Here is a 21,314-nt window from a genome sequence, read left to right as displayed (position 1 = left end):
TGGAGGGGGCGACCCGTGACGCTGCTCGTGGTGGGTGCCAGCGGGCACCTCGGGGGCGAGGTGTGCCGCCGGGCGGTCGCGGCGGGGCGGCGCGTGGTCGGCACGTACCACGCCCACCCCGGCGCGCCGGCCGGCGTCGAGGCGCGCCGGCTCGACGTGACCGACCGGGCCGCCGTGCGCGCGCTGGTCGCGGCGGTGCGGCCGGCCGCCGTGGTGAGCACCCCCTACCGGTACGCCGACTGGACGGTCACCGCCGACGGCGCGGCGAACGTGGCGTACGCCGCCGCGGAGGCGGGCGCGCGGCTGGTGCACCTGTCCAGCGACGCGCTGCACGCCGGCCGGCCCGAGCCGTACGCCGACGACGACGTGCCGACGCCGGTGTTCGCGTACGGGGCGGCGAAGGCGGCGGCGGAGACCGCCGTGCGGGCGGTCGACCCGGGCGCGGCGCTGGTGCGTACCTCGTTGATCCTGGGCGACGAGCGGAGCAGGCAGGTGCGGCTCTGCCTGGACGCCCTCGCCGGCCGGGGGGTCCTGTTCACCGACGAGGTCCGCTGCCCGGTCGACGTGGGCGACCTGGCCGCCGCCGTGCTGGAGTTGGCCGCGTCGGACTACGCCGGCCTGCTCAACGTGGCGGGGCCGGACGCGGTCAGCCGCGCCGAGCTGGGGCTGCTGGTCGCCCGGCGGTTCGGGCTCGACCCGGGCGGCCTGCGGACCGCCCCGAGCGCCGCGTCGGGCCTGGTCCGCCCCGTCGAGGTACGCCTCGACAGCTCCCGCGCCGCCGCCCTGCTGCGGACCCGCCTGCGCGGGGTCGCCGAGCTGCTCGCCCCCTGACCGTGCCGGCCGCGTGCCGGGCGGAACCGCACACCTTCTATGCAAAGAGATTGTGCATAGAAGGTGTGCACAGTTATTGTGCTGCCATGGGCAACGACGAGAGCACGGGCCGGCAGGCCCCCCGCCAGGTCCGGCTGGACCCGAGACAGGTGCGGGTGCTGGCGCACCCGCTGCGGCTGCGGCTGCTCGGCGCGCTGCGGGTCGACGGTCCCGCCACCGCCACCGGGCTCGCCGAGCAGCTCGGCACCAACACCGGCGCCACCAGCTACCACCTGCGTCAACTCGCCGAGGCCGGGCTCGTCGTCGAGGCCCACGACCTCGCCGGCGGGCGGCAGCGCTGGTGGCGGGCGGCGCACGACCTCAGCAGCTGGGAGCCGTCCGACTTCGACGACGACCCGGACGCCCGGGCCGCCGCCGAGTGGATCCAGGCCGAGCAGGTGCGCCTGGTCGTCGAGCACTCCGACCGGTGGTTCGCCGTCCAGCAGGACTTCCCACCCGCCTGGCGCGACGCCGCCGGCATGAGCGACGCGCTGCTGCACCTCGGGCCCGAGCGGCTCCGGGCGATGGAGGCGGAGCTGTGGGAGGTCCTCATGCGCTACCGCGACCAGTCGCGCCCCGACGAGGAAGACGCCCGGCCGGTGCAGGTCTTCCTGGCCGCGTACCCGATGATCGAGCCGACCCGGTGAGCGCCCTGTCCGTCCGCCAGGTGCGGTCGCGCTACCTGGTCCTGCACGGGCTGCGCTGGCTGCCCACCGGCCTGCTGATCCCGGTCATGATCCTGCTGATGCAGGAGCGCGGCCTCTCGCTGTCGCAGATCGGCATCGCGTTCACCGCCCAGGGCCTCGTGGTGCTGGCGCTGGAGCTGCCGACCGGTGGCATGGCCGACGCCCTGGGCCGCAGGCCCGTGCTGGTCGCCGCCACGGCGCTCAACCTGGCGTCGCTGGCGCTGTTCGCGGTGGCCGACTCCCTCGCCCTGTTCGTCCTGGTCTTCGCCCTGCAGGGCATCTACCGGGCGCTGGACAGCGGCCCCCTGGAGTCCTGGTACGTCGACGCCACCCTCGCCGCCGACCCCGCCGCCGAATACGAGCGCGGCCTCGGCCTCGGCGGCACCGTCGCGGGCGTGGCCATCGCCGGCGGCGCGCTGCTCAGCGGCGGCCTGATCACGCTCGGCCCGCTCGGCCCGGTGAGCGCGCTGACCGTGCCGGTGCTGGCCGCCGTGGCGGCGCAGGCGGTGGCGCTGGCAGCCCTGCTGGCGCTGCTGGTCGAGGTCCGGCCGGGGCGGGGGGCCGGTGCGCTGCGCGCGTCGGTGGCCGAGGCGCCCCGGATGGTCCGGCAGGCGTTTGGCCTGCTGCGCCGCTCCCGCGTGCTGCTCGCCCTCGTGGCGGTCGAGCTGTTCTGGGGCTTCGGCATGGTCACCTTCGAGTCGCTGCTGCCGGTCCGGCTCGCCGAGGTCGTCGGCGACCCCGAGCGGGCCGCCGCGCTGCTCGGCCCCGCCAGCTCCGCCGCGTGGCTCGCCTCGGCCGCCGGGGCCGCGCTCACCCCGTTGCTGCTGCGCTGGCCCGGGGCCGCGCCCGGGGCCGCGCTGCTGCGCGTCGGGCAGGGCGCGACCGTGGTGGCGATGGGGCTGTTCGCCGGCCCGGTCGGGGTGCTCGTGGCGTACCTGGCCTGCTACACGGTGCACGGCGCGTCCAACCCGCTGCACCTGGGCCTGCTGCACCGCCAGGTCGACGGCCCGTACCGCACCAGCGTGCTCTCGCTCAACTCGATGATGGCCCAGCCGGCCGGTGCGCTCGGCGCGGTCGTGCTGACCGCCCTGGCCGAGCGCGCCAGCGTCAGCACCGCGATGCTGGTCGGCGCGGTGGTGCTCGCCGCCGCCGCCCCGTTGTACCTGCCCGCCTGGCGCGCCGCCCGCGCCCCCGCCGAGGTCCCCGCCGCCCCCGCTCCCGCCGCCCCCGCCGCCCCGGTTCGGCAGTGAGAAGGGGACCCTTCTCTACCGTAGGCGTTAACAAGGTGCCCTTCCTTGCACCGCAGGCGAGCGGGCGGTGACCCACCGTCGTCCGGGCCGGGCCGGTCCACCGTGGAGATTGGCGATCGGACCGTTTGGGTACATCCCCCGGCGACCTACTGGGAACCCCCACCGGAGGACCGTCATGCTCGCCATTCTCGCGGCCGTCGTCTTCGGCTTCGCCCTGTTGATCGACCTGCTCGACACCAACTTCGGCGCGCCGGACCTGTTCAACGTGCACACCCTGCTGATGCTGGGCCTGCTGCTGCTCTCCCTCTACCTGGCCGGTGTGGGCAGCGGCCCGCGCGGCGGTGGCGGCGGCCGCTGGTACCGGGGCCGCCGCCCCGGCCGTGGCTGACCGTAAATGATCTAACCGGGCCGGGCCCGCGGCGCAGTTCCGGCGCGGCGGACCCGGCCCGGTACTGTCTTCGTGATGGAGTCCGACGCTCTCTTCTCCCTCGGCGCACCCGCCGGGGCGCACGGCGCCCCCACGGGTTCCGTCGGCGTCGACGGCTTCACCCCCGTGGCCGCCGACTCGCCGCTCCCCGTCCGGATGCGCCCGGCCAGCATCGACGAGCTGGTGGGGCAGGGGCACCTGCTCGCGCCCGGCGCGCCGCTGCGCCAGCTCGTCGGCGGCGCCACCCCGATGTCGGTGATCCTCTGGGGGCCGCCCGGCTGCGGGAAGACCACGATCGCGCACCTCGTGGCGACCGCCACCGATCGCCGCTTCGTGGCCATGTCGGCGCTCACCGCCGGGGTCAAGGACGTCCGCGCGGTGATCGACACCGCCCGCCGGCAGCGCCGCTCCGGCGGACCGCCGACGGTCCTGTTCATCGACGAGGTGCACCGGTTCAGCAAGACCCAGCAGGATTCGCTGCTCGCCGCGGTGGAGGACCGGACGGTCACCCTGCTCGCGGCGACCACGGAGAACCCGTACTTCTCGGTCATCTCGCCGTTGTTGTCGCGGTGCGTGCTGCTCACCCTCCAGCCCCTGGACGACGCGGCCGTGCGTGACCTGCTGCGCCGCGCGGTCAGCGACGCGCGCGGCCTCGCCGGCGCGTTCACCCTCCAGGCCGACGCCGAGGACCACCTCGTCCGCCTCGCCGGCGGCGACGTGCGCAAGGCCCTGACCGCGCTGGAGGCCGCGGCGGCCTCGGCGGCGGCGCTGGGCGTCGACCGGATCGACCTGTCCACCGCCGAGCAGGCGGTGGACGTCGCGGCGGTGCGCTACGACCGGGCCGGCGACGCGCACTACGACGTGACCAGCGCCTTCATCAAGAGCATGCGGGGCTCCGACGTCGACGCGGCGCTGCACTGGCTGGCCCGGATGCTGGTGGCCGGCGAGGACGCCCGGTTCATCGCGCGCCGGCTGGTCATCTTCGCCAGCGAGGACGTCGGGATGGCCGACCCGGGCGCGCTGGGCGTGGCCACCGCCGCCGCGCAGGCCGTGGAGTTCGTCGGCCTGCCGGAGGCGCAGCTCAACCTCGCCCAGGCCGTGATCCACCTGGCCACCGCGCCGAAGTCCAACTCGGCGACCGCCGCGATCGGGGCCGCCACGGCCGACGTCCGCGCCGGCCGGGGCGGGCCGGTGCCGCGCGGCCTGCGCGACGCCCACTACTCCGGAGCGCGGGGGCTCGGCCACGGCACGGGCTACCGCTACCCGCACGACGACCCCCGTGGAGTGGTCACCCAGCAGTACGCTCCCGACGATCTTGTCGGGGCCGACTACTACCGTCCCAGCGGGCACGGTGCGGAGCGGGCGGTGGCCGCCCGGCTGCCCCTGCTGCGCCGGATCGTCCGGGGGCTGCCAGCCCCGGCGCGTCCGGCGGAGCCGGCCCCGCCGGGGAACGGCCGCCACCCGTCGGGCAACGGGCACGCCAGCGCGGCGGACGAGGACGGCACGGGCGCCGTCGGGGAGGGTCAGCAGTGAGATCCCGTGGTTCGGAGCGACCGGAGGACGGCCCCGAGGAGCGGCGCGAGCCGCGCCCCAAGGGGCGCCGGTGGGGCCGGGGCCGACCCGACAGCGAGCCCGAGGAGCCGGTGGCCGGCGAGGAGTTCGGCTGGATCGACGACCTGCGCTCCGCCAAGCGGCAGCGCGGCGAGTTGGGGCCGGACGGCGGCGAGCCGGGACAGGCCCCGCCACCCGGCCAGCCCGACCCGCTGGCGCGGCAGGGTCCGGCGCGCGGCGGCGAACCGGGTCCGGCGCGTCCGCGACCGGTCGACGGCCCGTGGCCCGGCTCGCCGCAGCCGGGGCGTCGCCCCGGGCCCGCCGAGCCGCCCCGCCCGGGGCAGGCCCCGCCGGAGCCGGCGAACCGCCTGCCGCAGGGCCCCCCGCAGCCGCCCCACCAGCCCCACCGCCCGCCGCAGGGCGCGGCGGAGCCGCCCCGGGCCGCGCCACCGGCGGCCCGCCCACCGCAGGGCCTCCCGCAGCCGCCGGCCCAGCCGTCGACGCCGCAGGCCGGGCCGCTGCCGGGGCCGGCCCAGCCGGCGGCCCCGCCCCGCCAGCAGGGCCAGCCCGCCGGGTCGCCCTATCCGGGCGGCCAACCGTCCGGGCCGCCGTATCCGGCGGGGCAGCCCGCCCGGCCCCCGTACCCGACGGACGCCGCGCCCCGGCGCTCGCGCGACGACGGCGATCCGTCCGGCGAACTGCCCCGGGCGGCGGCCCCGGTGGGCCCGCCGGGCGACCGGTCCGGCGGGCCGGCGACCTCGGGTCCCGGCGCACCCGGGCAGCGCCCCGGCCCGCCGGTGGCCCCGCCCGCGCGCGGCGGCCAACCCCCCAGCGGCGGCTGGCCGGTCGTCCCGGCCGGATCGCCCCCCGCCGGCCGGGCCGCCGCACCGCCGCCCCCCGCCGGCCGGGCCGTCGTCTCCCCACCTCCCGCCGGCCGGGCCGCCGCACCTCAGTCCGGGCCGGGCCGCGCCGCGTCCGTTCCCGCCGGCCCGCCCTACCCGGCGTCGGCGCCGCCCGGCGACGGGCCCCGGCGCGAGCCGACGGGCGAGCGTCCCGGCGCACCCGGTGCGGACGAGCCGGCCGGTCGTGGCGTCGCCGGGCCGATCGCGCCCGCGCCCGGCCAGGGCGGTCGTCGACGGGCTGCCGAGGAGCAGCCGGTCGTCCCGCTCAGCGGCAACGCCCCCGAGGTGCCGGGGGTGCCCAGCGGCCCCGCCGGGCTGCCGGGCGTGCCCGGCGGCCCCGCCGGGTCCGATCCGGCCGTCGTCCAGGAGCCGGCGGCCACGGGCCGGGAAACCGGTGGCCGCCGCCGGGCCCGGTCCGAGGAGGAACCGGGCGAGGCGACGTCGCGCCGCCCCGCCGGTCCCGTCGACGCCGGGTTCCCCGGCGCCGCCGAGCGGGGCGGTCCCCCGCAGGGGCGGGGCGACCGGCCGCAGCGTCCGGCGGAGTGGCTGCGCCAGGCCGGTCGTGGCGTCAACCCGGACGCCGCGATGCCGATGGTCAACCGGGCGGCCGTGCCGTCGCCGCCGCCGGGCGTCGCGCCGCCGGCCGGGGAGCCGGGCAACCGGCCCGGTGACGGCGGTCGGGGCGCGGCGGCCCAGCACGGCGTCGGGCCGGCAGCCCCGGTGGGCCGGGCGCGGCCCGCCGCGCCCGTCGACCCGGCGGAGGAGCCGGTCCCACTGCCCACCGGCCGGGCGGCAGCGCCGTCCCGTCCGCAGGTGGCGGGCCCGCGCCCCGGCGAGCCCCGTCCGCCGGCCGACCCCCGCACGGGCGAGCTGCGGCCCGCCGCGGTGGATCCACGCACGGGCGAGCTGCGGTCCCCGGTGGTCGACCCGCGCACGGGTGAGCTGCGTCCGCCCATGGTGGAGCCGCGCACCGGCGAGGTGCGCCCCGGGCCGGCGGAGGAGCGCCGCCCGCAGGCCCCGCCGTTCGGGCCCGGCCCCGGTGCCGGACCCCGGTCCAGCCCGGACCCCAGGTCCGGGTCCGCCCCCGGCCTTCGGCCCGCCGGCTCCGCCCCCGAGCCCGGGCCGACCGCCCGGGCGTCGGCGGCGCCCACCGCGCCCGGCCGGGCCACCCCGCCCGGCGGTCCCGCCGCCGGCCGGGCCGTCCCCGGGCCCGGTGCCGCCGGCCCGGTCGACCCGCCCTCCGGTCCTGCCGGCCGGGCCGCGCCGCCGGTGGGGCCCACCGGCCGGGACGTGCCCCCGTCCGGTCCCGCCGGCCGCGCGACGCCGCCCGGAGGGCCCGCCGGGCGGGCCGTGCCGCCCGGCGCCCCGGCCGCCGGGCCCCACCAACCCGGCGTGGCACGGGCGGTGGTCCCGCCCGGTCGCCCCGGCGAGCGGCCGGGCGACCAGGCCGACGGCCGTGCGACCCCGCCGCAGCGCGGCCCCGGCCCCTCGTCGCCGCCCCCGCCGGGCGGGTCCGGCGAGGCGCACCCGCACCGCCGGCCGGAGCCGGCCGCCGGCGCGGCGTCGCCGGCCCGTTCCGACCAGCCGCCCGCGGTGGCCCGGGCCGCCGCCGTGGTGCCGGCCGCCGACGCGCCACCGGCCCGACCGGGCCCGGACGCGGACCGCTCCGGCCCGGACGAGCGCCGGCCCGGCCTGGAGGTGCACCGGCTCGGCCCGGGTCCCGCCCCCCGGGCGGGCGACGACGGGCCCGGCCCCGCCGGCCCGGAGCCCGCCGGGGCGGCGCAGCTGCGTCGGGCCGCGACCGCCGACGACCCGGACGAGGCGGACGAGGCGGACGGGGCGGCATCGGGCGGCCCGCCCGGCGCGCGGTCGGAGCTGCGGCGGCAGCTGCGCCAGCGGCGTCGGCTGCGGATGGGCGTGCTCGCGCTGGTCAGCGTGGTGCTGCTGGGTGCCCTGCCGCTCTACTTCGGCATCCGTACGCTCAGCCGCGACCCCGTCTTCGACACCCTCGACGGGCTGAACGTGCCCGGCTGGGCGGCGACGAAGACCGTGGACAACGTCAGCGGCAGCCGCTGGTGCGTGGAGGAGTGCCGGCTGCGCGAGCGCACCGTCGAGTCGCAGCGGCCGGTCGAGGAGACCGCGCAGGCCTACGAGCGGGCCCTGACCGAGTCCGGCTGGCAGCGGTGGAAGGTGACCCGCTGCCCCGAGCAGCCGGCGAAGGGCGACTACACCTGCTGGCGTCGCGACGAGCTGACCCTCGACCTGTGGGTGCGCGAGCCGACCTGCGTCCCGCCGCCGATCGACGGGGAGCCCGCGCCGACGTCCCTGGCCACGCCCCCCGCAGCGGGGGAGTGCAATGGGTCGTTGGTGTCGGTGAAGGTCCGCAACGCCATCGACGACGAGCGGACCAGGCCCCAGCCGAGCACCGACCCGTCACTCACCGGCGAGGATCCCTTCCCGACCCTGAGCGAGGATCCGCTCGGCGAGTCGACGCCGACACCGTCACCGTCGTGAGCCGGGTTTCATCACTGACGGTAGGGTCTGGGGCTGGCAGGCCCGCCTGCCCCCGCTGACCCGGGGTGGGTCGCCGTACGACGGTGTGGGTATGACGGTCGCGCGTTCCGGGGCGTCGGGCCCCGGAACCCTGCTCGAGGAGGACAGGCGTGAGTTTTGGAGAGGTCGCGGCGCTGATCGCGGCGATCGCGTTCGCGATGCTCGTGTTGATCCTGACGCTGCCCATCCTGCGGCTGCGGCACACCGTGGACGCGGCCACCCGCATGATCAACGACCTCAACGACCGCACCGCGCCCCTGCTCGGTGACGTCAACACCACCGTGAAGAACGTGAACACCGCCCTGGAGCAGGTGCAGGTCTCGCTGGACGGGGTCAACCTCCAGCTGGCCAAGGTGGACACCATGACCACCCACGCCCAGAACGTCACCGCCAACGTGGCGAACCTGGCCACCGTGGTCTCCGCCGCCGCCGCGAACCCGCTGGTGAAGGTGGCCGCCTTCGGCTACGGCGTGCGCCGCGCCGCCTCCGCCCGCCGGCACGCCGAGACCGAGCGCGAGGTGCGCGACACCATCAAGCAGCAGCGCCGCGCCGCCAAGCGCGGCAACGCCTGAGCCGCCGGCGACGGAGGGACGAGAGAACATGAGACGCCTGTTCTGGCTGGGCATCGGCCTGGCCGTCGGCGTGGTGGTCGTGCGCAAGGCGACCCGCGCCGCGCACGCGTACACGCCGGCCGGCATCGCCGGTGGCCTGTCGCAATCCGCTGGCGGCCTGGCCGAGTCGCTGCGTAGCTTCGTGGAGGACGTCCGGATCGGGATGGCCGAGCGCGAGCAGGAGATCCACGAGGCGTTCGCCCGGGGCGAGGCGTTCGACGACCAGTTCGCCGAGCTGCGGGAGGACCCGCGCATCGGCGACCGAGAGATCTTTCCGGAGGAGCACCAGCGATGAAGACGGCGGAGATCAAGCGGCGGTATCTCGCCCACTTCGAGGCGAACGGTCATGCCGTGGTGCCGTCCGCTCCGCTGCCCGCCATCAGCGACCCGAACCTGCTGTTCGTCAACGCCGGCATGGTGCAGTTCGTCCCCTACTTCCTGGGGCAGCACACCCCGCCCTACTCGCGGGCGGTCAGCGTGCAGAAGTGCATCCGCACGCCGGACATCGACGAGGTCGGCAAGACCAGCCGGCACGGCACGTTCTTCCAGATGAACGGCAACTTCTCCTTCGGTGACTACTTCAAGGCCGGTGCGATCCCGCTCGCCTGGGACCTGGTCACCAAGCCGGTCGCCGAGGGCGGCTTCGGCCTGGACCCGGAGCGGATCTGGGCGACGGTCTACCTCGACGACGACGAGGCGGCGGAGATCTGGCGTTCCGTCGGCATGCCGGCCGAGCGGATCGTCCGGCGGGGCAAGAAGGACAACTTCTGGTCGATGGGCATCCCCGGCCCGGCCGGCCCGTGTTCCGAGCTGTACTACGACCGGGGCCCCGCCTACGGGCGCGAGGGCGGCCCGGAGGTCGACGAGGACCGCTACCTGGAGTTCTGGAACCTCGTCTTCATGCAGTTCCAGATCGACGACGTGCAGAGCAAGGAGCACTTCCAGATCGTCGGCGAGCTGCCGAAGAAGAACATCGACACCGGCATGGGCCTGGAGCGGATGGCGTCGCTGCTCCAGGGCGTCGACAACCTCTACGAGATCGACGAGGTCCGGCCGATCCTGGCGCGCGCCGCCGAGCTGACCGGCAAGCGGTACGGCGCGCAATCCGGCCACGTGGCCAGCGAGTCGCACCCCGACGACGTGCGGCTGCGGGTGATCGCCGACCACGTGCGCACCGCGCTGATGCTGATCGGCGACGGGGTCACCCCGAGCAACGAGGGGCGCGGCTACGTGCTGCGCCGCATCATGCGCCGCGCCATCCGGGCGGTGCGGCTGCTCGGCTGGCAGGACCGGGCGCTGCCCGAGCTGCTGCCGGTGGCGCGGGACTGCATGGCCCCGTCGTACCCGGAGCTGGCGGCCGAGTTCGACCGGATCTCGCAGTACGCGTACGCCGAGGAGGACGCCTTCCTGGCGACGCTGCGCGCCGGGACGACGATCCTGGACACAGCGATCGCCGAGACCAAGTCGGCGGGCAAGCCGGCGCTCTCGGGCGACAAGGCGTTCCAGCTGCACGACACCTACGGCTTCCCGATCGACCTGACCCTGGAGATCGCGGCCGAGCAGGGCCTGGCGGTCGACGCCGACGGGTTCCGCCGGCTGATGGCCGACCAGCGGGCGCGGGCCAAGGCCGACGCGCGGGCGCGCAAGACCGGGCACACCGACCTGTCGGCGTACCGGTCGGTGCTGGACGCGGGCGGGCCGGTGGAGTTCACCGGCTACACGGAGCTGACCCGGGAGTCGCGGGTCCGTGCCGTGCTCTCCGGCGGCGACCAGGTCGGCGCGGCCGCCGAGGGCGACACGGTCGAGCTGGTGCTCGACACCACCCCGTTCTACGCCGAGGGCGGCGGCCAGCAGCCCGACCAGGGCCTGATCACCGTCGGCGGCGGCCAGGTCGAGGTCTTCGACGTGCAGCAGCCGGTGCCGGGCCTGATCGTGCACCGCGCCCGCGTCGTCCGGGGCGAGGTGCGCGCCGGCGAGACCGGGTACGCCGAGATCGACGCCACCCGGCGGCGGGCCATCTCCCGCTCGCACACGGCCACCCACCTGGTGCACCAGACGATGCGCAACTTCCTCGGCGAGTCGGCGACCCAGGCGGGTTCGCTGAACGCGCCGGGCCGGCTGCGGTTCGACTTCAACACCCCGACCGGGGTGTCGCCGAGCGTCCTGCACGACGTGGAGCAGCAGGTCAACGAGGTGCTCCTGGCCGACCTGGAGGTGCACGCCTTCGTCACCAGCCAGGAGGAGGCCCGCCGCATCGGCGCGATGGCGCTGTTCGGCGAGAAGTACGGCGAGCGGGTGCGGGTCGTCGAGGTCGGCGACTACGCCCGGGAGCTGTGCGGTGGCACCCACGTGGCCCGCTCGGCCCAGCTCGGCCTCGTCAAGATCCTCTCCGAGGCGTCGGTCGGTTCGGGCGTACGCCGCATCGAGGCCCTCGTCGGCATGGACGCGTTCGGCTTCCTGGCCCGCGAGCACCTGCTGGTCTCCCGGCTCGCCGAGCTGTTCCGGGTGCCCGGCGACCAGGTCGCCGACCGGGTGGAGCAGACCGTCACCCAGCTCCGCGACGCCGAGAAGGAGCTGGAGAAGCTGCGCGCCCAGCTCGTGCTCGGCGGCGCGGCGGCCCTCGCCGGGCAGGCGAAGGACGTGCGCGGGGTGGCGTACGTCGGCACCGAGGCGCCCGAGGGCGCGGCCGGTAACGACGTGCGGACCCTGGCCCAGGAGATCCGCGGCAAGATCGACCCGGCCCGGCCGGCCGTGGTGGCCGTGGCGGCCCGGTCGAACGGCAAGGCGTCCCTCGTGGTGGCCGTGAACGCGGCGGCCCGCAGCCGGGGCCTCGCGGCGAAGGACCTGGTCAAGGCGGCCTTCTCCGGCCGGGGCGGCGGCAGCGACGACCTGGCCCAGGGCGGCGGCCTGCCGGCGGCCGAGGCGCCGAAGCTGCTGGCCACGGTCGAGCAGGCGATCGCCGACGCGTGAGCGCACCGCACGTCGGGTCAGGGCGGGCCGTCACGGTCCGCCCTGACCCGTTCCAGGGCAGGACGAAGGCCCCTCCAGGGCGGACGACGGTCTTTTCGGGCAGGACGCACGCCGTTCCGGGGCGGGCGACGGTCTTCTCAGGGCAGGATGAACAGGACATGGCCGAAGCGGTGCGCGGGGTCCGGCTGGGCGTCGACGTGGGGCAGGTGCGGGTCGGGGTCGCCCGTTCCGACCCGCACGGGGTGCTGGCCACCCCGCTGGTGACACTCGCCCGGGACCTGACAGCGGCCGAGGACGCGGTGCCCGGCGACATGGCCGAGCTCGTCGCCCTGATCGCCGAGCACGAGTGCGTCGAGGTGGTCGTCGGCCTACCGGTCAACCTCTCCGGCCAGCACGGCCCGGCCGCCCGGAATGTGAAGGCGTATGCTGACCGGTTGGCTGACGTAATAGCGCCCGTCCCGGTAACGCTCACCGACGAGAGGATGTCGACGGTCGTGGCTTCTCGTAGGCTTGCCGAGCGTGGCGTCCGGGGAAAGCGCCAACGCGCGGTGGTCGACCAGGCCGCCGCGGTCGAGATCCTGCAGAGCTGGCTGGACGCGCAGCGGAGGCGGACGCGATGATCGACGATCTGGACCTGGGTTTCGACGAGTCGGAACGGAGTGGCGACAAGGGCAAGCACCGGCGCAGCTACGTACGCAAGCGCAAGGGCGAGTCCTCCGGTGGCCGGGGCAAGACCGCCCTCGCCCTGCTGATGGCCTTCGTGCTGCTCGGCGTCATCGGCGGCGGGGCCTTCTACGGCTTCGACCGGGTGCAGAGCTACTTCGTCACCCCCGACTACGATGGGTCCGGCACGGGCGAGGTGACCGTCGAGATCAAGCAGGGCGCGCTGATCGCCGACATGGCCGTCGCGCTCTACGACGCCGGGGTGGTCAAGAGCGCCAAGGCGTTCATCGAGGCGGCCGAGGCCAACTCGCGCAGCAAGAACATCCAGCCCGGCACCTACAAGGTGCGCAAGCAGATGAGCGGCGAGCAGGCCCTGGTCATGCTGCTCGACCTGAAGAACAAGATCACCAACCAGGTCACCATCCCCGAGGGGCGCACCGCCAAGGGCGTCTACAAGCTGCTGTCGGAGAAGACCAAGATCCCGGTCAAGGAGTTCGAGGCCGCCGCGAAGGACCCGGAGGGGCTCGGCGTGCCGGACTGGTGGTTCAAGCGCACCGACGGCAAGTCGGCGAAGAAGTCGGTCGAGGGCTTCCTCTACCCGGACACGTACGAGATCCCGCCGAAGGCCACCGCCGAGATCCTGCTGACGACGATGGTGCAGAACTTCCTCACCGTCACCGGCGAGATGAAGTTCGCCGACCGGGTGCAGGAGGAGCGGGGCGGCATCAGCCCGTACGAGGCGCTGATCGTCGCGTCCCTCGCCCAGGCCGAGGCCGGCAACCCCGACGACCTCGGCAAGGTCGCCCGGGTGGCCTACAACCGGGTGTACGGCGAGTTCCCGTGCAACTGCCTGGAGATGGACGTCACGGTCAACTACTACTTCGAGTCGATCGGCCAGGAGGGCAAGAAGTCGAAGGACATGACCGCGGCCGAGCTGGACAACCCGAAGAACCCGTACAACCGCAAGCTCAAGGGGATGATCCCCACCCCGATCAACAACCCGGGCAAGCAGGCGCTGGAGGGGGCGATGGACCCGCCCACCGGCAAGTGGCTCTACTTCGTGGCGATCGACAAGGAAGGGCACTCCGCCTTCGCCGAGACCTACGAGCAGCACCAGCGCAACGAAAACAAGGCCAGGGAGGCCGGGATCATCTGATGACGACGCCACGGCGGGCGGCGGTGGTCGGCAAGCCGATCAGTCACTCCCTCTCCCCGGTGATCCACAACGCCGGCTACGCCGCCGCCGGCCTCGCCGGGTGGTCGTACACGACGATCGAGTGCGCGGAGGCGGAGCTGGCGGCGATGGTCGGCGGCCTCGGCCCCGAGTGGGCCGGGCTGTCGGTGACCATGCCCTGCAAGGAGGCCACCCTCGCCCTCGCGGCCGAGGTGTCGCCCGTCGCCGCCGCGATGGGCGCGGCGAACACGCTGGTCCACCGCCCCGACGGCTCCTGGTACGCGGACAACACCGACGCCGCCGGCATGATCGAGCTGCTCGGCGCGGCCGGCGTGCCGCCGGGGGCCAGCTTCACCGTGCTCGGCGCGGGCGGCACCGCGCGGGCCGCCCTGGCCGCCGCCGCCCGCCTCGGCTCGGGCACGGTGACCGTGGTGGCCCGCCGCGCGTCGGCCATCGACGAGCTGCGCCCGGCCGCCGACGCGCTCGGCCTGCGGCTGGCCGGCGCCGACTGGGCCGACGCCGCCGGCCACACCGACGCCGACGTGGTCGTCTCCACCGTCCCGAAGGGCGTCGCCGACCCTATCGCGGCGCAGGCCCGGTGGCGGCCCGGCGCGGTCTACTTCGACGCGTTGTACGACCCGTGGCCCACGCCCCTCGCCGCCTCGGCCGAGGCGGCCGGCTGCCGGGTGGTGTCCGGGCTGGACCTGCTGGTCGCGCAGGCGGTCGGCCAGTTCGAGCACTTCACCGGCGTCCGCGCCCCGGTCGCGGCGATGGCCGCCGCACTCTCGTCCGAGGTGGGCATCAAGATCCGCCCGACCCGCTAGCCCCGGCCCCCGGTGTGCATCCGGGGGTCGGCCGGTGGCAGTGGTGGCGACATCGGGCGTTCGGGCGCGGTTCCTAGCGTGCGGGGCATGTTGACCTTGAACCTGCGGCCGCGCCGGCCCGGGGCCGTGCTCGCGGCGCTCGCCACGACCGCCGGGCTGCTCGCCGCCGTGCCTGTCTCCGCCCCGGCCACCGCGAAGCCCGGTGACGTCGTCGTCGCCGAGGACTTCTCCGCCGGCACGCTGCCCGCCGGCTGGCGGGCCGTCGACGGGGAGTGGACGGTGCGCGACGGCCGGCTCCACGGCACCGCCACCAGCGGCACCAGGAAGATCACCTTCGGGCGGCACCTCACCGACTTCCGGTTCTCCGCGACCGTCCGCTTCGAGTCCGTCGCCGAGCCGACCCGGTGGACGGCGCTCGGCCTCGACGTGCCCGCCGACGGGCGTACCCCGTGGTGGATCGCCACCATGCGCAGCGGCACCACGGCCGCGAACGGCCTGGAGTTCGCCCAGCTCACCACCGCCAACGCCTGGAACGTCACCAACACCGGCTCCGCGCCGTACGCCGCCGGCACGGGGCGGGACATGCAGGTCGCCGTGGAGGTGCACGGCAACCAGGCCCGCTGGTTCCTCGACGGCCGCCAGCTGCTGCGCACCAGCAGCCTCACCCGGTCCACCGACGGCGGGCAGGCCCTGATCGTCAACGGCGGCAGCGTCTCCTTCGACGACGTGCTGGTCACCGAGCTGCCGCCGAACGGCTACCTGCGCCCGGCCGGTGCGCCGCTGACCGTCATCGCCCACCGGGGCGCGTCCGCCGCCGCCCCCGAGAACACCCTCGTCGCGCAGGAGATCGCCCGCCGCTCCGGCGCGGACTTCGTCGAGAACGACGTGCAGCCCAGCCGCGACGGGGTCCCGTTCGTGCTGCACGACGCCACCGTCGACCGCACCACCGACGGCTCGGGCGCGATCCGTACGCTCACCGCCGCCCAGCTCAAGGCGCTCGACGCCGGCTCCTGGTTCGCCCCGCAGTACGCCGGGGCCCGGCTGCCCACCCTCGCCGAGCAGCTCGCCGACCTGCGGACCCGGGGCGGCAACCTGCTGCTGGAGATCAAGGGCGCGCACACCCGCGACGAGGTGGCCCGCATCGTCGAGGTGATCCGCGCCGAGAAGATGACGACGCGAGTCTTCGTGCAGAGCTTCGAGGTCGACGCCCTGCGTCACACTCGGGAGCTCGCCCCCGAGCTGCCGACCGGCCTGCTGCGCAGCGGCCTGGACGCCGACCCGGTCGCCGTGGCCCGGGAGCTGGGCGTCACGGCGTACAACCCGACGGGTGCGGCGCTGCTGGCCCGGCCGTCGGTGATCGCCGACCTGCACGCCGCCGGTGTCGCCGTCATGGCCTGGACGGTCGACTCGCCGGCCCAGTGGCAGCAGCTGGAGCGGATCGGCACCGACGGGATCATCACGAACCGGCCGGCGGAGCTGGCCGGCTGGAACGCCGCCGGTCAGCTCGGCGCGGCCGCACCCACCGTGTCGATCGCCGCCCCGGCCGACGGCGTCGAGCTGGACCGGGCGCAGCGGCCCGTGCTCACCGTGCCGGCCACCGACGCCGACACCGTGACCGTCACCCTCGACGGGACGGCGGTGCCGGCGGGCAAGCCCCTCGACCTGACCGGGCTGGCGGCCGGCGCGCACAAGCTGCGCGCCGAGGCGACCGGCCCGAAGGGCACCGCCACCGCCGAGGCCACCTTCACCGTGGCGGTGACCCCGGCCGGCCTCGGTCACCTGGTGCTCACCTCCGGCGCGAAGGAGCACGCCCTCACGGTGCTCACCAACCACCTGGTCAAGGGCCGGTACGCGGAGCTGGCCCGGTACGCCGACCAGCACGCCGGCCGCTTCCTGCCGGCGGCGAAGGCACGCGTCATCGCCGCCGACGCCCGCACCCTGGCCCCCCGCTAACCCCGCCCCGCCCCGTCCCCGCCCCGCCCCGCCCCGTCCCCGACCCGCCCCGGCCCCGCCCCGCCCCGGTCGGTGATCAAGAGATTTGCGTCATCGTGAAGATCAAAGTTGACGCTTTTCTCTTGATCACCGGGCCCGGGGGGCGGGTCGGGGTCGGGGTCGGGTGCCCGCGCCCGGCCCGTGGCGGGCGGGCGGCGCGTCCGTAGGGCGGGACGCGGTGGGCGGCCCGGTGGGACGTGACCCGGTCGTGACAGACTTGCCCACGTGTTGCGCTGGTTGACTGCAGGTGAATCGCACGGTCCCGCCCTCGTCGCGATGCTGGAGGGCGTGCCCGCCGGGATCGAGGTGACCACCGGCGAGATCGCCGGTGAGCTGGCCCGCCGCCGGCTCGGCTACGGCCGGGGCGCCCGGATGGCCTTCGAGCAGGACGTCGTCGAGATCATCGGCGGGCTCCGGCACGGGGTCACCCTCGGCAGCCCCGTCGCCATCCGGGTCGGCAACTCCGAGTGGCCCAAGTGGCAGACGGTGATGGCCGCCGACCCGGTGGACCCCGACGAGCTGGCCCAGCAGGCCCGCAACGCGCCGCTGACCCGCCCGCGTCCGGGCCACGCCGATCTTGCCGGCATGCAGAAGTACGGCCACACCGACGCCCGGCCGATCCTGGAGCGGGCCAGCGCGCGGGAGACCGCCGCCCGGGTCGCCGTCGGCACCGTGGCGAAGGCCCTGGTGAAGCAGGCGCTCGGCATCGAGATCGTCTCGCACGTCGTGGAGCTGGGTCCGGTCGCCGCGAAGCCGGGGCTGCGCCCCACGCCGGAGGACGCCGAGCGGATCGACGCCGACCCGCTGCGCTGCCTCGACTCCGACGCGAGCGCCCGGATGGTCGCCGAGGTCGACGCCGCGAAGAAGGCCGCCGACACGCTGGGCGGCGTGGTCGAGGTGCTGGCGTACGGGGTGCCGCCGGGCCTGGGCAGCCACGTGCAGTGGGACCGCAAGCTCGACGCCCGGCTCGCCACCGCGCTGATGTCGATCCAGGCGATCAAGGGCGTGGAGATCGGCGACGGCTGGTTGCAGGCCCGCTCCCGTGGCTCGGAGGCGCACGACGAGATCGTGCCGACCGCGACCGGGGTGCGTCGGGTGACCGACCGGGCCGGTGGCCTGGAGGGCGGCATCACCACCGGCGAGCCGCTGCGGGTGAAGGCGGCGATGAAGCCGATCTCGTCGCTGAACCGGGCCCTGGCCACGGTCGACGTGACCACGGGAGAGCCGGCGACCGCCATCAACCAGCGTTCCGACGTGTGCGCCGTGCCGGCCGCCGCCGTGGTCGCCGAGGCGATGGTGGCGCTGGTGCTCGCCGAGGCCGCCGTGGAGAAGTTCGGCGGTGACTCGGTGGCCGAGATGCGCCGCAACCTGGCCGGCTACCTCGACTCCCTGGTGATCCGGTGAGCCCGTCGCCAGGTGGTGATGCGGTGGACAGCAGTGGTGATGCGGTGAGCCGGACGCGGCCGGTGGTGGTCCTCGTCGGGTCGCCCGGCTCCGGGAAGACCACCGTGGGGGAGGCCCTCGCCGCGCTGCTCGGGGTGGAGTTCCGCGACACCGACGCCGACATCGAGGCGATGGCCGGCAAGCCGATCCCGGAGATCTTCGTCGACGAGGGCGAGGACCACTTCCGCGCCCTGGAGCGGGCCGCCACCGCCGCGGCGCTGACCTCCTGCGCCGGGGTGCTCGCCCTCGGCGGCGGCGCGGTGCTCGCCGAGGAGAACCGCGCCGCCCTGGTCGGGCACACCGTGGTGCACCTGAGCGTCGAGCTGGCCGACGCGGTGAAGCGGGTCGGGCTGGGCGCCGGCCGTCCGCTGCTGGCGATCAACCCGAGGGCGACGCTGAAGCACCTGATGGACCAGCGCCGCCCCCTCTACGCCGAGGTGGCGACCGCGACGGTGGTCACCGACGGGCGTGCGCCGGAGGAGATCGCCGCCGAGGTCGCCGCCCTGCTCAAGCCCTGAGGCGTTCCCCGCTGCCCTATGCGAGGGTGTTTGCAGGGGGCCCTTCCTATGCAGAATGCGTTAACAAGGGGCCCCTCCTTACCTGCGGGCGCCAGGTGGCGAGGAGGGCCAGCGCCAGGGCGATCTCGGCCAGGTCGCCGCCGTAGTACATGACCGTCGCCCCGGCGCGCAGCTGCTCCGGCGGGGCGGGGACGTCCACGGCGAGCCCCGCGTACAGCAGTTGGGCGAGGGCGGCGTGGGCGGCCACGGCGACCCCGAGCACCACGAGCCGCACCGGGACCCGGGGCCGGTGCGGGCCGGGGTCGGGCCCGGCGACCGACCAGGTGAAGAGCAGCCCCGAGAGCAGGAAGTGCAGGTGCACCAGGTGGTGCAGCACCGGGTGCGCCAGCGTCGCCCGGTACAGCGGCGTCAGGTACAGCGCGTACAGCCCGCCGGTGGTGAGCACGAGGCCGGTCACCGGGTGGGCGAGCGCGGCGAGGGCGGGGCGGCGCAGCAGCCGGACCAGGGCCCGGCCGCGCCGCCGGTCGATGCTGCGCAGCGCCAGGGTGACCGGCGCGCCGAGCACCAGCCCGAGCGGCGCGAGCATGCCGACCAGCAGGTGCTGCCACGCGTGCGCGGCGAAGCCGCCGGCCGGCAGGGCCAGCCCCACCGCGAGCAGGCCGGCCCCCGCGCCGAAGGCCGCCGTGCGCCGGTGCGGCCAGCCGCCCCCGTCGGGCCCGCGCTGCCGCAGCGCGGCGGCGAGATAGACCCAGAACAGCACCAGGGGTACGAGCAGCGCGGGCCCCGGCGCGTACCCGTCGTGCCCGCCGTGGCCGTCCCCACCGACCACCCGGCCTGCGGTCGTCGCCAGCGCGTCGCCCACCGCCTGGGTTCCCCCCACCGTCAGGTCCCCGGTCACCAGCGGTCGGCGCAGAGGTCCACGGTCGTGCCGCGGCGCTGCACCAGCCAGCCGGCGGCGACCAGCGCCGCCCCGAGCGCCAGGAACCCGAGGTCCCACCACGTCCGGTACGCGCCCTCGCGCACGTGGTGGATGCCGAGCAGGTGGTGGTCGACGATCCCCTCGACGAGGTTGAACAGCCCCCAGCCGACCAGCGCCCAGCCCCACAGCACGGGGGAGCGCCACAGCCGACCCCGTGACCGGGTGACCCGGGCGTAGAGCAGCGCCAGGCCGGTCAGCACCGCCACCCAGGTCACCACGTGGAAGATCCCGTCCCAGAGGGTGTTCATCTCCAGGCCGGGCACGGTGTCCACCGGGTACGCCCTGACCCCGACGTTGTCGCTGCCGGTGCCGCTGAGCATGTGGTGCCACTGGAGCACCTGGTGCAGCACGATGCCGTCGGCGAAGCCGCCGAGGCCGACGCCGAGGATCGTGGCGGGCAGCCGGATGTCGGCGCCCTCGCTGCCTTTGGTGCTGGGTGTGCTCATCGCGGGGTACCTCCGCCTCGTCGGCCGGCCGGCCCGGAAACGCCGCCGTCCCGGCGACGCTGCCGTCCCGGCGACGCCGTCATCCCGGAACGCCCCCGGGCCGGAACGACGTCCGGGTCCGGACCGTCGCCTGTGCTGGAAACGCTGCCCCCGCTCTGCCCGGCTAAACGCCGCCGGCCGCCACCGGTGACGTGTCGCGGCGGCGACCCGTGATACGCCGGCGTCGCCTCATGCGGCGGAGTCGCGCCGTGCGTGGTGTTAGGAAGGGGCCCTTCCCATACAGAAAGCGTTAACAAGGTGCCCTTCCTTGCACCTACCCCGCCACGGAGTGGACACGCGCCGTCGTGCGGGCCTCGGCTCGACTAGGCTGCCGGGCGATGGACGAGGTGACCCGGATTCCGGTCGGCGGCGAACGGCCGTACGACGTGCTGGTGGGACGCGACCTGCTCGGTTCGCTCCCGACGTTGCTGCCCGGCGCGACCCGGGTCGCGGTGCTGCACGCGCCGCCGCTGAAGGGGCTGGCCGACGCGATCGGCGCACGCCTGGCGGCGGCCGGGGCGGCCCCGCTGCTCGTGGAGGTGCCGGACGCCGAGGCGGGCAAGGCCATCGAGGTGGCCGCCGCGTGCTGGGACCGGCTCGGCGAGGCGGGCTTCACACGTACGGACGCGGTGGTCGGGGTGGGCGGCGGCGCGGTCACCGACCTGGCCGGCTTCGTCGCGGCCTGCTGGCTGCGCGGGGTGCGCTGGGTGCCGGTGGCGACGTCGCTGCTGGGCATGGTCGACGCGGCGGTGGGCGGCAAGACGGGGATCAACACGGCGGCCGGCAAGAACCTGGTGGGCGGCTTCCACCCGCCGGTCGGGGTGCTGTGCGACCTCGCGGTGCTCGACAGCCTCCCGCCGGCCGACCTGGCGGCGGGGCTGGCCGAGGTGGTCAAGTGCGGCTTCATCGCCGACCCGGTGATCCTCGACCTGGTCGAGCGGGACCGGGCGGCGGCGACGGACCCGACGTCGCCGGTGGTCCGGGAGCTGATCGAGCGGGCGATCCGGGTGAAGGCCGACGTGGTCTCCGGCGACCTGCGCGAGTCCGGGGTGCGCGAGGTGCTCAACTACGGCCACACCCTCGCCCACGCGATCGAGAAGGTGGAGGGCTACCGCTGGCGGCACGGGCACGCCGTGTCCGTCGGGCTGGTCTACGCGGGGGAGCTGGCCCGGCTGGCGGGCCGGCTGGACCCGGAGACCACCGCGCGGCACCGCGCGGTGCTGACGGCCCTGGGGCTGCCGACGGCGTACCGGGCCGACGCGTGGCCGCAGCTGCTGGCCGCGATGCGGGTGGACAAGAAGAGCCGCGGCTCGCGGCTGCGGTTCGTGGTGCTCGACGCGCTGGCCCGCCCGGCGATCCTGGAGGGCCCGGACGACGAGCTGCTGCACGCCGCCTACCGGGAGGTGTCACGGTGAG

Annotated in this window: 18 protein-coding genes; 16 read left to right on the top strand and 2 right to left on the bottom strand. The window is 75.9% G+C overall.

All coding sequences use genetic code 11. The features are described from left to right. Positions 1–15: 15 nt before the first annotated feature. The 15 genes from O7628_RS01125 (at position 16) to O7628_RS01055 (ending at position 18,434) form a co-directional block, all read left to right on the top strand. Positions 16–831 (top strand): sugar nucleotide-binding protein, encoded by an 816-nt coding sequence (locus O7628_RS01125; protein WP_278127663.1) that lies wholly within the window; start codon positions 16–18, stop codon positions 829–831. Positions 832–917: 86 nt separating this feature from the next. Next, the gene (locus tag O7628_RS01120; protein ID WP_278127660.1) at positions 918–1,517 is read left to right on the top strand and encodes a winged helix-turn-helix domain-containing protein; all 600 of its coding nucleotides are present in this window, start codon (positions 918–920) and stop codon (positions 1,515–1,517) included. After that, entirely contained in the window at positions 1,514–2,806 is a 1,293-nt protein-coding gene (locus tag O7628_RS01115; RefSeq protein ID WP_278127658.1) for an MFS transporter, read from the top strand. The genes O7628_RS01120 and O7628_RS01115 overlap by 4 nt, the downstream gene beginning before the upstream one ends. Positions 2,807–2,981: 175 nt before the next feature. Beyond that, positions 2,982–3,194: a hypothetical protein gene (locus O7628_RS01110; protein WP_074478696.1), complete on the top strand. Its 213-nt coding sequence runs from the start codon at positions 2,982–2,984 to the stop codon at positions 3,192–3,194. Between the two features lie 75 nt (positions 3,195–3,269). Beyond that, positions 3,270–4,766: a replication-associated recombination protein A gene (locus O7628_RS01105; RefSeq protein ID WP_347405113.1), complete on the top strand. Its 1,497-nt coding sequence runs from the start codon at positions 3,270–3,272 to the stop codon at positions 4,764–4,766. A gap of 2,795 nt (positions 4,767–7,561) precedes the next feature. After that, positions 7,562–8,200, top strand: a complete 639-nt coding sequence (locus O7628_RS01100) for a hypothetical protein (protein WP_278136171.1) — start codon at positions 7,562–7,564, stop codon at positions 8,198–8,200. A 149-nt stretch (positions 8,201–8,349) separates the two neighbouring features. Further along, the gene (locus tag O7628_RS01095; protein WP_278127654.1) at positions 8,350–8,811 is read left to right on the top strand and encodes a DUF948 domain-containing protein; all 462 of its coding nucleotides are present in this window, start codon (positions 8,350–8,352) and stop codon (positions 8,809–8,811) included. Positions 8,812–8,839: 28 nt separating this feature from the next. Next, complete coding sequence (locus tag O7628_RS01090) at positions 8,840–9,145, top strand: hypothetical protein (RefSeq protein ID WP_074478694.1); 306 nt, start codon at positions 8,840–8,842, stop codon at positions 9,143–9,145. Further along, positions 9,142–11,820: an alanine--tRNA ligase gene (gene alaS / locus O7628_RS01085; protein WP_278127651.1), complete on the top strand. Its 2,679-nt coding sequence runs from the start codon at positions 9,142–9,144 to the stop codon at positions 11,818–11,820. Before O7628_RS01090 ends, alaS begins: the two co-directional genes overlap by 4 nt. A gap of 158 nt (positions 11,821–11,978) precedes the next feature. Continuing rightward, positions 11,979–12,440: a Holliday junction resolvase RuvX gene (gene ruvX, locus O7628_RS01080; protein ID WP_278127650.1), complete on the top strand. Its 462-nt coding sequence runs from the start codon at positions 11,979–11,981 to the stop codon at positions 12,438–12,440. Continuing rightward, positions 12,437–13,639, top strand: coding sequence for an endolytic transglycosylase MltG (mltG, locus tag O7628_RS01075; protein WP_278127648.1), 1,203 nt, complete (start codon positions 12,437–12,439; stop codon positions 13,637–13,639). Before ruvX ends, mltG begins: the two co-directional genes overlap by 4 nt. Next, the gene (locus tag O7628_RS01070; protein ID WP_074478691.1) at positions 13,639–14,481 is read left to right on the top strand and encodes a shikimate dehydrogenase; all 843 of its coding nucleotides are present in this window, start codon (positions 13,639–13,641) and stop codon (positions 14,479–14,481) included. Before mltG ends, O7628_RS01070 begins: the two co-directional genes overlap by 1 nt. A gap of 87 nt (positions 14,482–14,568) precedes the next feature. After that, positions 14,569–16,434, top strand: a complete 1,866-nt coding sequence (locus O7628_RS01065) for a glycerophosphodiester phosphodiesterase family protein (protein ID WP_278127646.1) — start codon at positions 14,569–14,571, stop codon at positions 16,432–16,434. Between the two features lie 264 nt (positions 16,435–16,698). After that, positions 16,699–17,877 carry a chorismate synthase gene (aroC, locus tag O7628_RS01060; protein ID WP_178065571.1) on the top strand — a complete coding sequence of 393 codons (1,179 nt, stop codon included), beginning with the start codon at positions 16,699–16,701 and terminating at the stop codon, positions 17,875–17,877. 44 nt (positions 17,878–17,921) lie between these two features. Then, positions 17,922–18,434, top strand: coding sequence for a shikimate kinase (locus O7628_RS01055; RefSeq protein WP_278127644.1), 513 nt, complete (start codon positions 17,922–17,924; stop codon positions 18,432–18,434). 46 nt (positions 18,435–18,480) lie between these two features. Here O7628_RS01055 and O7628_RS01050 read toward each other — a convergent pair whose 3' ends face one another. Further along, positions 18,481–19,314: a cytochrome c oxidase assembly protein gene (locus tag O7628_RS01050; RefSeq protein WP_278127643.1), complete on the bottom strand. Its 834-nt coding sequence runs from the start codon at positions 19,312–19,314 to the stop codon at positions 18,481–18,483. A gap of 14 nt (positions 19,315–19,328) precedes the next feature. Further along, entirely contained in the window at positions 19,329–19,859 is a 531-nt protein-coding gene (locus tag O7628_RS01045) for a DUF2243 domain-containing protein (RefSeq protein WP_278127642.1), read from the bottom strand. A 377-nt stretch (positions 19,860–20,236) separates the two neighbouring features. Between O7628_RS01045 and aroB the strand changes: the two genes are divergently transcribed. After that, the gene (gene aroB / locus O7628_RS01040; protein ID WP_074478684.1) at positions 20,237–21,313 is read left to right on the top strand and encodes a 3-dehydroquinate synthase; all 1,077 of its coding nucleotides are present in this window, start codon (positions 20,237–20,239) and stop codon (positions 21,311–21,313) included. The last annotated feature ends 1 nt before the right edge of the window (position 21,314 follow it).

This window comes from Micromonospora sp. WMMD956 (assembly GCF_029626125.1).
Classification (GTDB): domain Bacteria; phylum Actinomycetota; class Actinomycetes; order Mycobacteriales; family Micromonosporaceae; genus Micromonospora; species Micromonospora carbonacea.
Note: the sequence above shows the minus strand (reverse complement) of the source record. Positions and strands in the feature narration are given on the sequence as shown.

What these genes read in the sequence shown, in the direction of transcription:
- O7628_RS01120 (WP_278127660.1), top strand. Translation starts at nt 918, where the DNA reads ATGGGCAACGACGAGAGCACGGGCCGGCAGGCCCCCCGCCAGGTCCGG.
- O7628_RS01110 (WP_074478696.1), top strand. Translation starts at nt 2,982, where the DNA reads ATGCTCGCCATTCTCGCGGCCGTCGTCTTCGGCTTCGCCCTGTTGATC.
- O7628_RS01105 (WP_347405113.1), top strand. Translation starts at nt 3,270, where the DNA reads ATGGAGTCCGACGCTCTCTTCTCCCTCGGCGCACCCGCCGGGGCGCAC.
- O7628_RS01090 (WP_074478694.1), top strand. Translation starts at nt 8,840, where the DNA reads ATGAGACGCCTGTTCTGGCTGGGCATCGGCCTGGCCGTCGGCGTGGTG.
- alaS (WP_278127651.1), top strand. Translation starts at nt 9,142, where the DNA reads ATGAAGACGGCGGAGATCAAGCGGCGGTATCTCGCCCACTTCGAGGCG.
- ruvX (WP_278127650.1), top strand. Translation starts at nt 11,979, where the DNA reads ATGGCCGAAGCGGTGCGCGGGGTCCGGCTGGGCGTCGACGTGGGGCAG.
- mltG (WP_278127648.1), top strand. Translation starts at nt 12,437, where the DNA reads ATGATCGACGATCTGGACCTGGGTTTCGACGAGTCGGAACGGAGTGGC.
- O7628_RS01070 (WP_074478691.1), top strand. Translation starts at nt 13,639, where the DNA reads ATGACGACGCCACGGCGGGCGGCGGTGGTCGGCAAGCCGATCAGTCAC.
- O7628_RS01065 (WP_278127646.1), top strand. Translation starts at nt 14,569, where the DNA reads ATGTTGACCTTGAACCTGCGGCCGCGCCGGCCCGGGGCCGTGCTCGCG.
- O7628_RS01045 (WP_278127642.1), bottom strand. Translation starts at nt 19,859, where the DNA reads ATGAGCACACCCAGCACCAAAGGCAGCGAGGGCGCCGACATCCGGCTG.
- aroB (WP_074478684.1), top strand. Translation starts at nt 20,237, where the DNA reads ATGGACGAGGTGACCCGGATTCCGGTCGGCGGCGAACGGCCGTACGAC.